The sequence below is a fragment of the Nostoc sp. genome (assembly GCF_036916655.1).
GTDB lineage: Bacteria > Cyanobacteriota > Cyanobacteriia > Cyanobacteriales > Nostocaceae > Nostoc.
In genome coordinates, this window is sequence record NZ_JBALFY010000073.1 from 22,159 (window position 1) to 33,767 (window position 11,609).

Annotated in this window: 7 protein-coding genes, 1 tRNA gene and 1 pseudogene; 3 read left to right on the forward strand and 6 right to left on the reverse strand. The window is 40.4% G+C overall.

What is annotated here, in order from left to right; genetic code table 11:
* Positions 1-143: 143 nt before the first annotated feature.
* Both V7L31_RS21150 and V7L31_RS21155 read right to left on the reverse strand, forming a co-directional pair.
* The gene (locus V7L31_RS21150; protein ID WP_334698083.1) at positions 144-1,094 is read right to left on the reverse strand and encodes an ATP-binding protein; all 951 of its coding nucleotides are present in this window, start codon (positions 1,092-1,094) and stop codon (positions 144-146) included.
* A pseudogene (locus V7L31_RS21155) lies at positions 1,080-3,134 on the reverse strand (PAS domain S-box protein); the annotation flags it as partial. The pseudogene V7L31_RS21155 and the gene V7L31_RS21150, both read right to left, overlap by 15 nt.
* A 1,359-nt stretch (positions 3,135-4,493) precedes the next feature.
* Between V7L31_RS21155 and V7L31_RS21160 the strand changes: the two are divergent.
* Positions 4,494-4,745 (forward strand): hypothetical protein, encoded by a 252-nt coding sequence (locus V7L31_RS21160; protein ID WP_334698077.1) that lies wholly within the window; start codon positions 4,494-4,496, stop codon positions 4,743-4,745.
* Between the two features lie 465 nt (positions 4,746-5,210).
* Here the strand turns inward: V7L31_RS21160 and V7L31_RS21165 are convergent, their stop codons facing one another.
* Entirely contained in the window at positions 5,211-5,957 is a 747-nt protein-coding gene (locus V7L31_RS21165) for a Uma2 family endonuclease (protein WP_334698078.1), read from the reverse strand.
* Positions 5,958-6,021: 64 nt separating this feature from the next.
* On the reverse strand, positions 6,022-7,254 hold the full coding sequence (locus V7L31_RS21170; RefSeq protein WP_334698079.1) for a tetratricopeptide repeat protein: 1,233 nt from the start codon (positions 7,252-7,254) through the stop codon (positions 6,022-6,024).
* Between the two features lie 214 nt (positions 7,255-7,468).
* Here V7L31_RS21170 and V7L31_RS21175 point away from each other — a divergent pair, with 214 nt between their 5' ends.
* A complete protein-coding gene (locus V7L31_RS21175; RefSeq protein ID WP_179064554.1) occupies positions 7,469-8,059 on the forward strand; it encodes a chromophore lyase CpcT/CpeT in 591 nt (196 codons plus the stop codon).
* A 180-nt stretch (positions 8,060-8,239) separates the two neighbouring features.
* Positions 8,240-8,310 (forward strand) — tRNA-Cys (locus V7L31_RS21180).
* 103 nt (positions 8,311-8,413) lie between these two features.
* Here V7L31_RS21180 and V7L31_RS21185 read toward each other — a convergent pair.
* Both V7L31_RS21185 and V7L31_RS21190 read right to left on the reverse strand, forming a co-directional pair.
* Complete coding sequence (locus V7L31_RS21185; protein WP_334698080.1) at positions 8,414-10,597, reverse strand: CHASE2 domain-containing serine/threonine-protein kinase; 2,184 nt, start codon at positions 10,595-10,597, stop codon at positions 8,414-8,416.
* A 190-nt stretch (positions 10,598-10,787) separates the two neighbouring features.
* Positions 10,788-11,609, reverse strand: an 822-nt coding sequence (locus V7L31_RS21190; RefSeq protein WP_334698081.1) for a hypothetical protein, incomplete at its 5' end; no start/stop codon positions are given.

Here is an 11,609-nt window from a genome sequence, read left to right on the forward strand (position 1 = left end):
GGGCAGGGAGCAGGAGGCAGGGGGCAGAAGACAGGAGGCAAAACAGTTCCGTTAGCAATAAAGGGGCGTTGAGCTAGTTCCCAGTCCTGAGTAAAGAAGCGAGATTCCCCACTCATTACTCATTACTCATTACTCATTACTCATTACTCATTACTCCCAAACAAGTGATGTAAACTGTTCAATAATTCTCTAGCAGTATAGGGTTTTAATAAAACTGCTTGCACATTAACATCAGCAGCTTGAGTAAACACTTCCATTGAGTTCAGCCCACTACAGGCAATAATTTGAACCTGCTGGTTGATTTTTTGCAAGGTACGAATGGCAGTGATTCCATCCATTTCCGGCATCATTATATCCATTAATACAGCATTGATTTGATGCTTGTGTTGAACATAAAATGCGATCGCCTCGATGCCATTACTAGCAGTGAGTATTTTATAGTTATGGTTTTCTAGGATGATTGTGGCAATGTCCCGAATTTGGGCTTCATCATCTACAACTAAAATCAATTCTCCCTTTCCTGGAAGCAAATCTACGTCTTCTATCTTCAATGCTTGGGTTGCTTCTACTGCTGGTAAAAACAGGTCAAATTTGCTGCCTCTACTAACATTACTAGACACTTTGATAAAACCATCGTGGCTTCTAACGATGCCTAGCACTGTTGAAAGCCCAAGTCCAGTACCTACGTTGACCTCTTTGGTGGTGAAAAATGGCTCAAAAATTCTATCTAATACTTCTGGCGGTATCCCAATTCCATTATCGGCAATGGTAATTACAATATAATGCCCAACTTTGGCATCGAGATTCATTCGGGTATAAGCTTCATCAATAAACTTATTTTCCGCAGAAATTTTGATGTTGCCGCCATGAGGCAAAGCATCGCGAGCATTTACTACCAAATTCATCAACACTTGATGTAGTTGTGTGGTGTCTCCAGAGATCGCCCAGATATCATCTGGGATAACCGTGGAAAATTCAATAGATTTGGGAAATGTATGTTTAGCAATTTGGATAATTTCTGAAATCAAGTACTTGACTTGGATAATTGTCGGCTCTCCTTTAAATCCCCGCGCAAAGGACAAGACTTGCTTCACTAAAGCTGCTCCCCGTCTGGCGTTGGCTTCTACAAGTGCCATTAATTGCCCAGAACGCTCCTCGTCTTGAAAAAATTTTCCCTGTAACAATTGAGCTGCTGCCAAAATTGGTGTCAATATATTGTTCAAGTCGTGAGCAATGCCACCTGCAAGCGTACCAAGGCTTTCCAATCGCTGGGTGCGAAAAAACTGCTCTTCGAGTTGTTTCTTTTCGGTGATGTCAGTGTCAACAGTCAAAATGGATTTGGGTTTTCCCTCAGAATCGCGCATTAATGTCCAGCGACTTTCCACAACAATTTTCTCACCGGATTTTGTCACTTTATGTAACTCACCTTGCCATGAGCCATTCTCAATTACGCTTTTTAATGGTTTTTCTAGTTGGTGCTGAGTTCTTGCTGAATACAAAATCTCGTGGGTTTCTTTTCCCATAATTTCTGTAGAAAGCCAACCGTACATCCGCTCTGCACCTTGATTCCAGAATAAGATTTGAGACTGGAAATCTCGAACTAATATGGCGTCGGTGGCAATATCAAGTAAAGCAGCTTGTTCGGAGATTTTTTGTTCCGCCAGCTTGCGCTCGGTGATATCTTCGGCAATGCCACCATAGTAGTTAACTTTTCCTTGGTCATCATAGACAGCAAAACCCCGATTCCAAATCCAGCGCACCGAGCCATCAGGTCGCAAAATCCGATATTCTGCTGAAATAGATTGACTACCACTAAGCAATTGCTCGATTGATTGAGCGGCGCGATCGCGATCGTCTGGATGAACGGTGTCTAACCAAGATGTTGGCTGTTCAAATAAACCCTGAGAAGATCGACCCCAAATCTTCTCATAAGCAGGACTAATATACAAAGGCTGGAATGAATCTGCGCTACCAATCCAGATCGTGGCGTGGGTGTTTTCGGCAAAAGTGCGAAATTTCTCCTCGCTTTCAGACAATGCTGCTTCGGCAAGTTGGCGTTCGTGTAGTGCAGCTTTCTGTTCGGTAATATCTCTGGCTACCCCTTGTATTTCAATAACCTCTCCTTTGTCATCATAAATTGCGATCGCATTCCATTGAAACCAGCGTATACCGTTAACTGTCAATGAACGTCGCTCGCAATTAGTCAAGAGATGGGATGAAGATTCTAAAACTGTCATACTTTCCACTACTAGATGCAAGTCATCTGAGTGAAAAAACTGGAGAAATGACTGACCAAGAAACTCATCTTCTTTCTAGCCGAAGGTTTGACAAGCAGCCATATTGGCAAAGGTAATCTGCCCTTGCAAATCAATGCGGATAATTATGTCAGTTTGGCTTTCAACGAGTTGGCGATAGAGGTTTTCGCTTTGCCGTAATGCAATTTCTGCACGTTGATGTTCAATAATTTCTTGTTGCAATAGAACGTTAGATATCACAAGTTCTGCTGTTCTTTCTGCCACTCGTTGTTCTAATTTTTCGTAAGCTTGGCGTAGTTCTTCTTTCAGGACTTGCTCTATCTCAATTGGCTGATTAACCCCCCTGAATTCATCTGTGGGTTTTTGTAAAAATTTCTGTAAGCCTTCAAAGATCCCCAGCCTTTTTATCAGGTCAAAGGCTTGTAGCAAGCTAGTTTCAGTGATAACTCCTAATAATTGCCCGCGATCGTCTAAAACGGGCAGATGGCAAATACGATACTGATTCAATAACGACAAGGCTATAAAAATATCCTGAGAATCTGATTTTCTCAGGGTAAATACTGGCTGTACCATTACTTCAGCCATTGTCATCGTCGATAAATCTATTTCAGAAGCTATCAACCTCAGGACATCTTTTTCTGTAAAAATACCTAATAAATCTGCTCCCTCTATAACCAAGATACAACTAGTTACAGGTTGATTTGCGGGGTTTAAATCCAATGAAACATTTAAGTTACTAGGTGCAGAATTACTACATCTTTCCTGACTCATTAAGACAATAGCTTCGACGACAAAACTATCAGGACTGATCGTTAGTGGAAAACGATTAATAACATGATTTAAGCTAAGTAAGTTAAGCAGCTTATCGTTGAATTGCATGGCTAATTTGTCAATTCTAATGATCTTTTTTATATGAATACGAACTAGTAAAAGCTAGCACTAGCTAAAAGAAATAAATTTTTGAAAATCAGGAATTATTTGTCTCCAAGAAATAGTCAATCAAATACATTGATCAAGGTATTCTATAAATCTTACAAGACCAAATACAAAAGATGTAGTGCGAGTTAGTAACTAAGCTAGGAAGTAGATAGAATTTTAGAGTTGCTAAACTCATTCTATTGTCAAATTAGAAATAGATGGTCTGTTATCTTTAGGACTTACGCAAAACTATGCGCTGTAGGGGTAATTCATGTAGAGGCATACTCTTGGGTCGAAGCAAGCTATGCGGAGCATCTGTCTGCGACATACTGCGCGAATGTAGAGAAACAGCTTCCCACAGGGTATTACCCCTACAAAAAATCAGGGTTTCGGTTATTAATCCCGATCTTCGAGATTGCCTTAATAGATGGTCTTGGTAATCTTGTTAGTGTTAAATATTTGAAATCAATTAATCGATGAGTGGAGATACTAAGGGAACTCTAATAATTGAAGAAGAATTCAGAAGTCAGAATAAATTAGTGGGGGATACCCTGCGGGGATCTTGCTTGCTATAGACCCGCGACTTTCTTGCTGACCACTAAGGGAACTCCAAGAAATAAATTATCCAATAAATATTGTGGGGTGGGCATCTCGCCTGCCTAGTTCGTAGGCCAGGCAAGATACATTAGTATCAACTTAAGCCCAAACCCTTTTAAAATCTCATTCCCAGTCGGAGACTGGGAACGAGGCAACCTAAAAGCTTGTACTAGGATAGTTTTCACGTTAAGTTGACTACAAATGATGTTTATCCATCAATTATTTATTGACAGACTAGTAGCGGGGCGTTGAGCCAGTGCGATTATTACTTTTGTTGCTCTAAGCCGAGTTACAGGCTAAACGCCCCGCTATCGCTAACAGCACTGTTTCGGTTACACAAAATTTATACGCTCATTCTGGCTCCTGAGTTCTAAATTCTTCTTAATAAATGTTTTTATTTTGAGTATAAATAAATTTATTTGCTCTGTATCTCTATCCCTATCCAGGGAAATCCAAATTATTGCTCCAGACTTCTGTACAACGTTTTATTAGGTCAACTTACTCTTAAATCCCACATTTATAGCTAAATAAGTCTGATAGCATTACTTAAGAAATATGTATAAGTTTTGCGATACTATTAAGTATTCTAACTTTACTCACAAGTTCCTCATATTTAAAGACTATAGTCAAAATATAGACAGACTTGTTTTAAATATTTACGGGCTTCTCAACTGGCTGCCCTGATTTGCAATAACACTTTTATTAACAGGATTTGAGAAAAATATGAATTACTGTCCTTGCTGCTCAAGTTTACTTTTAGAACATATACGCGGTGCAGAGACTTACTGGTTTTGTCGCCACTGCTGGCAAGAAATGCCTATTTATAATTGGAACGAATCCAGTTTATTCGCTGATGCCGTCATGGGACAACTACCTAGAAAAACTCAAAAACAAAAACGTAGAAGTACTACTGTTTACGCAAGTCAATGGCAATCTATTACTGAATGGATTGGGCTAGAAGAATTATCTATGTAACACTAATGGAGTGTGTGAGAATTCTCAAAGATTTGTATGTACACCGTAGTAGCGTGGCAAGCAAAAAAATTGTGCATTAGACGTAGGTTGGGGAGCCACTGCGTTGCGCGGATTCACCGCGTTGTAGCAAGTGGCGTTAGAGGCTTTGCATAACCCAACCTAAGAGGTTGTTTGAAAAGTCTAATTTGTTACTAGCCTTGGCGATTAGAAATAGCGGCTATACAGACAAAACTCACCTCAGTGGGTTAAAAATCCTTGATTTTTCATGCTTTCCACGGAGGTGGACTTGGTTTGTGTAGTAGCGAATTATATTCGCCTAATACTTTTCAAACATCCTCTAAGCTAAAACACATTTAATTTGCATATTAAAATTTTCTCAATGTCTTGTGGGGTGGGCATCTTGCCCGCCCTGATTATGCAATTTTAATACTGATTGGCCTACGAATGACTGAATTCTGAATATCTCTAAGTTTCAACTTCAGATACATTCAAACCTGTTAACCTAGCTACCTGTTCTATTGTCATCCCTGACTCAAGTAAGTTGCGTGCAGTTTGTAATAACTGCGATTCTGCTTTGTCTGCCCTTTGGCGTTCCTTTTCTTCAGGAGTTGGCAGTAATTCCCCCGCCAAAATTGCCCAGCGTAACCAAGTAGCATTAATACCTTTATAATTTCCTTGCCATAACTGTAATGCTAACCCTAAAGATTGACTCACCAATTGATTTTGAGCATTGATTACGATGGGTTGATAAGCTCCTTTTTCATTAGAGAAACCAGCCAAATCATTTGGGTTAAAAGGGTCATACCAGAAATATTCTGGGACACGCATTTGATTTTGATAAATTAGCTTTTTCTCATTTTTGTCTGCTTGGGCTGTGCTGTCAGAAAGCAACTCAATAACTACATCTGGTGCTTTGCCCTCTTCCCAAACCACCCAACTGCGACGTTCTCCTTTGGGGACTCCTAACACAGCAAAAAAGTCTGGGACTTTAAAGTCTTTGTTTCGCACCTGCGCCAAACTGTAGTAAACGAACATATTACCGCCAATAAACCCATCCTCTCGTTCTTCCAACCAAGGTATCAGGGCATCTATGAGTAAATCCATCTGGGCTTTGTGTCGTGGACTTTCCATCGGGATACCGTCATCGTCGGGTAATTCTGCTTGGGTGGGTGGGAGTTGAATATCTGGTGCAGCTAGGGTAGTTTCTGACATAGCTTTTCACCTTTTGGGTAAGCGTGGCGGGTATTTTTATGTTAAGCGATCGCAGGAATTTCAGTTAAAAATTTGTTTTCGACAGTTTTTCAATTTGTCCAGTAAAGTATGCTTCTTCATGTTTGAGTTGTTGGGCTAGTTTTAAACCTTTTTGAAAAGCTGTTAATGCTTGAGGAAACTCTTTACGTTCTAGATACAATTGTCCAATTTGGTCATAAGCCTGCATCATTCCGTAAAAGTTGGCGGCTTGCGCCTGTGTCTGTACAAGGATTTGGCTAGCCTGCAAAGCTTCGTCTGTTTGTCCTTGAGAACGATATAGCGCAATTAATTTCTGCAAAGCTTCACCAGCAGGAACGAACTGCTGTAATTGCCAAGCAGTAGTATAAGCTTCTTGATAATTTTTAAAAGCTTCTAGCAGTAAGTTAGGATTTTTCTTGGCAAGAGATTCATAATCTGAAGCGATCGCTAGCTTTAATTGTGGTATTTTAGTAAGATTATTTTCGTTTACGTAAATTTCTGCTAGCTTATTCAGTATGTTCAATGACTGCTGTGGTTGGCTTGTCTGCTCGTAAATATAAGCCAGTCGTTGCAAATATGTTATCTCGTTTACACGTTCGCCAAGGGATGTCGCTAAACTCAATAATTCTTCGTAGATTGGGGCAGCTTTGGGATAATCAAACCAACTTAAATGCAGTTCTCCAATTGTCTGGAGAGTTTCTACAAGTGCGATTGGATCTTTTTGCTCTCGCACTACGAGCAAAACTTGGTTGTAAGCTTCTATGGCTAGTTTAGACGATCGCACGTTTTGGTAAGCTTGACCTAGTGATCGCCACAATTCTAAATCAATCGGGGCAGTTTTTTTCTCAGATTGCGTCTGTTTTTGAATTGCTTGCAATCGTTGCGTAATATATTGTACTTCTTCGCCGTTGTTTTGATTCCAAGCGATCGCACCGACTCGTGATAATGCTTGTACCTCTGCTAATGAACCGAAAAAGCGCCGCAAACGCAATTCTCGGTTCCAAATTTCAAAGGCTGCTTCTGGTTCACCTGCTTGCAGTTTCGCCGCCGCTTCTTGATTTAGCGCATCCAACGCCGGTTCTAACTTTTGCCGTTCTTGGAGAGTTAACGGCTGTTGATCTTTAGGCGATCGTGGTGACAGGGGATCGTCGGTGGTAATCTCTAGAGGATTGGGAGGAAATTTGTCTGGTGGTTTGGGCTTCTTACTCTGTGCCAGCGTTAAGGAACTGCTAAAGAGTATAGTGGCAGTAGCAATGATCGCAATTAAACGCCTGAGCATAGGTACTTTACTTTGTCTTGAGTTAGTTGTATAAGCTAATTCTACGATTCACCTAAAGCATCCTGATTTTCTACAATCAAAGCATCCATCTTATATCCAATTTAAAAATTGCGTAGGCAAAGCCCATCAAAGGTATCGCAACCAGGATTTTTGAGTCTAGAAAGTGTCAAAATAATCCTAGATAATTTTTAAGCAACTAGTCGATCGTTTTGTAATGACTCATTCTACTGATATCGCCACCTTAGCCCGCTGGATGGCAGCTGACTTTAGTAATCAAGAACAAGCTTTTGAAAATCCGCCTTTTTATGCTCATATCCGCGTGTGTATCCGTCCCCTTCCCTTAGAATTATTCTCAGGAGTAAGTTTGTTTCTCGAACAAGCTTATGATTTTATGCTCAATCAACCCTACCGGATGCGGGTAATGAAGTTGATTCCGGCAGAAAACCACATTGCTATTGAACACTACACCGTTAAAGAAGAACAAAAATTTTACGGTGCATCTCGTGAACCCGAACGCCTCAAAGAATTGTCTGTTGACCAATTGGAAAAAATGTCAGGTTGCAACATGATTGTAGAGTGGACAGGTAAGAGCTTCAAAGGCAGAGTTGAACCTGGTAAAGCCTGCATAGTTGTACGTGACGGCAAAAATACTTATTTGGATAACGAATTTGAGATTGACGCTAAAGAATTTTTCAGCCTTGACCGAGGAAGAGATTTAGACACTGATGAACGCCTTTGGGGTTCTATCGCCGGCCCATTTCACTTTGTCCGCTGGGGTAGTTTTGCTGATGAAGTAAAGGTGTAACAGGTGAAGAGTGAAAACTTATAACTCAGCGATCGCTTAAAGACTACCAGAAACATCCAGTTAACCCACTATCTCTACCTTAGAATCCTATGCTATCATGGTTTAACTAGCATCCTATGGCTACTAAATGCCTACTAAGACATCTTAGAAACATTAAAGTAGTTCAGGGAATCTTGCTGTGGCGGCATAGCCAAGTGGTAAGGCAGAGGTCTGCAAAACCTCCACCCCCGGTTCAAATCCGGGTGCCGCCTTCATTTGTGGCTGTATCTGAACTGCGATCGCACTATTCTACCTCTACTGATTCATTGAGATAACTAAAAGCCTGGTTATGCGAATAACCGGGCTTTTTTCTCACTACTCGATACTTTCGAGAGTTTTAAGCACCTCTGCGGCTGACTGATATCGTTGAGTGAAGTCAAAATGCACCATTCTATTTAAAATCATAACTAATTCGTTTGTTGCATCAGTTAGTTCGCGCCAATGTTGCCAAATCTGTTGATTGGCATCAGTTCCACTTTTGATAATGATTTCACCAGTATTTGTGTCTCTACGAAATTCTCTCGGATCTACCCCAGTTAAACCTTGTATTCCCATAATTCCCAAGGCATAAATATCGCTGTTGAGTTTTGGCAACCCGCTCATTTGTTCAGAAGGTGCATAACTAGGAGTGCCAATTGAAATTGTCTGAGCTTCTTGCTGCTGAGGTTGAATCTGTTTAACAGCACCAAAGTCAATTAAAACAATGTGTTGATCTGATTCTCGCCTAATCAAGTTACTAGGTTTGATATCTCGATGAATTACGCCATAGCTGTGAACAAAAACCAGCACGCGTAAAACTTCTTTGAGCATCTCTACAACTTCAGCTTGTTTGAGTCGCTTTCCAGAGGTTAGCTCATTATCCATAGCGTGCCCTCGAACAAATTCTTGCACTAGAGAAAATTGGCGATTTTCTTCAAAAAAAGCTAGCAGTTGGGGAATTTGTGGGTGCTTACCCAAAGTTTCTAAAATTTCTGCCTCAGCGTCGAATAAGCGTCTGACGACATTTAAATATTCTGCATCTTGGCGGGGAGGTCGCAACTGTTTAACCACGCACTGCGGATTCCCCGGACGCTGGATATCGTTAGCGATATAAGTGTTGCTAAATCCTCCAGAACCCAAGCGTTCAGTAATTTGATAACGCTTGTTTAGTAGCGTGCCTAGTGAAATGTCTTGCCCGATGGAATCAGCAATTACCGTTGGTGCTTCATTTGAGGCGTCGCCGCGCTGCCGTAAAAGACCTTGCAATTCCACAATTAATTGTTGGTGTTCTTGAACCCGTTTGGTAATTTCTTGTTGCTCTTGCTTGGTTTGATAAGCACTATAGGCAAGGACACTCCCAGCAGTAAATACTAACCCCAACGCCGGAGGTATGACTGGGAACCATCCAGATTGGGTAAAAATGACAAAATTAGCTCCAAATAATACTACAAGGGCTGTTGCTGCTGCTAATCCTAAACCTAGTGGATGTTGAATTCGCCATACCAGCAACCCACCAACTACAGTCCATCCCCATATCCAAAGGATTTTACCCCACTTAGGCAAAAACCAAAATAGAGGCTGTTTGTTAAGAACAGCACTGAGAATTTGACTAACACTATGGGCATGGATTTCAATTCCTGCCATCTTGCCGGAATTATTGGACTTACCACTAGCAAAAGGCGTATTAAAAATATCATTTAAACTATTGGCTGTTGAACCAATCAAAACGATACGGTCTTTTACCAAATCTGGTTTAACTTGATTTGCAAGGACTTCTGTAATAGTTACTTGTTGGGCAATCTGATGACCAGAACGGTAATTAAGCAGGATTTGGTAGCCACTTGTATCCGCTTTCTGATAACCGCCAGCGCTACTTTGTAGAGGTTTAAAGACAGTATTACGTAGTTGTAGCTCATTTTTAGGAGTAAATTCTAGCTGGATACCTCCGATTTCTAAATATTTGAGTGCTAGTTGTAAGCTAAAAGAATAAGTACTTTGACAAGAATCGGACTTTTCTGCACTTACTAATAAGAGGTTGCGGCGAATTGTCGCGTCAGTATCTTCTACAACATCATTAAATCCCACTCGCTCTGCTTCCACGCCTTTTGGTGGTGCGATTCCCGGATTGTTAGAACCAGAATGTTTACAAATAGGAATGATAATATCACTCTGTTGTAGGCGTTGCAGTAGTTTTTCATGACCTGGCTGTACTGGTAAGTCACGAAAAATATCTAGACCAATGGCTCTCGGTTGATATTCTTCAAGCTTGCCTAACAGCCGGTCTAGAAGTTCGCTAGATAAGGGCCAGTTCCATTTTTGGATATCTTTTTCAGTTAAAGCAACAATCAACAGACGAGAGTCTGGGCCGGGGTCGGCACGTAATTGCATCATTTCGTCGTATACTTTCATTTCCAGAGGCTCGAAAACCCCCAGTTTTTGAATGCCTACTAGTAAAATTGTAGCGATCGCACTTGAAAGAATAACTGGCTGTCTAAATAAACTTTTAAAATTTACAACCATTTTTTTTAATAAGTTTTACTTTAAAATATTATATTTTGAGATTAATTTTTATTATTGAAATTATTCTATGCAATTTGCAACTTTTCAAAAACTATAGTAATTATATTTTACTTGCAAACACTAAAATACTCAGATACCCGACTTTTTTAAGAAATCGGGTATCTTTGTGTTCATAACTCATTTATAATTGCTATGTGTGTTTCAGATAATGCACGATCGCTTCTGCTGTTGGCAAATTAGTCGCCAGTAAAACTTGGTTAATATTGCATAATCTCAGCAGTGCTTCTTCATTTGCTTGACCAGGTTGGGGTTGCAGCAAATCTCTCAAGAAAATCACTGCTAAAATTTCTCCGGCTCCAACCAATGAAGCAATTGTTTGATATCCTCCAGAAGTTGGTGCGGGGGTTTGTTGGCTAATAGTTATTCCTGACTGTTGATGCAAGACTTCGCTAACAGATGGCCATGTAATTGTAAAGCTCTGTGAGAAAAATTCTTGATGCTGAGAAACAAATTCAGCAAGTTCTGATTTCTTGCTTTCATGAGCAATGAGTACTATATTTCTTTCAATGATTGTTTGAGGAGGCTCACTTACGTTTGCTTCTTCTGGGGTTTCATTAGGTTGAGTTGCTTCTACGTCATAAATTTCTTCAATAGTTTGACTGATATTCTCAGTGACTCCACTCTCTCTTGTTTCCAAAGATTGAATATCAGCCAATTCAGATACTTCACTTACTTGGGCAGAAACATCATCAACATCTACACTGACTTCTTCAGTATTTGTATTAGGCAAACCAATGTATTGATTGCTGAAAATTGCCGCAACGTTATCATCAGATGCGGTTGATGTTTCAGAAACTTCGCTGATTGTTTCATCGACAACCGGACTAGATTCTACTTCGTCAACAACAGTTGATGCCTCAGAAACTTCGCTGATTGTTTCATTAACAACCGGACTAGGTTCTACTTCGTCAACAGCAGTTGATACTTCAGAAACTTCGCTGATTGTTTCATT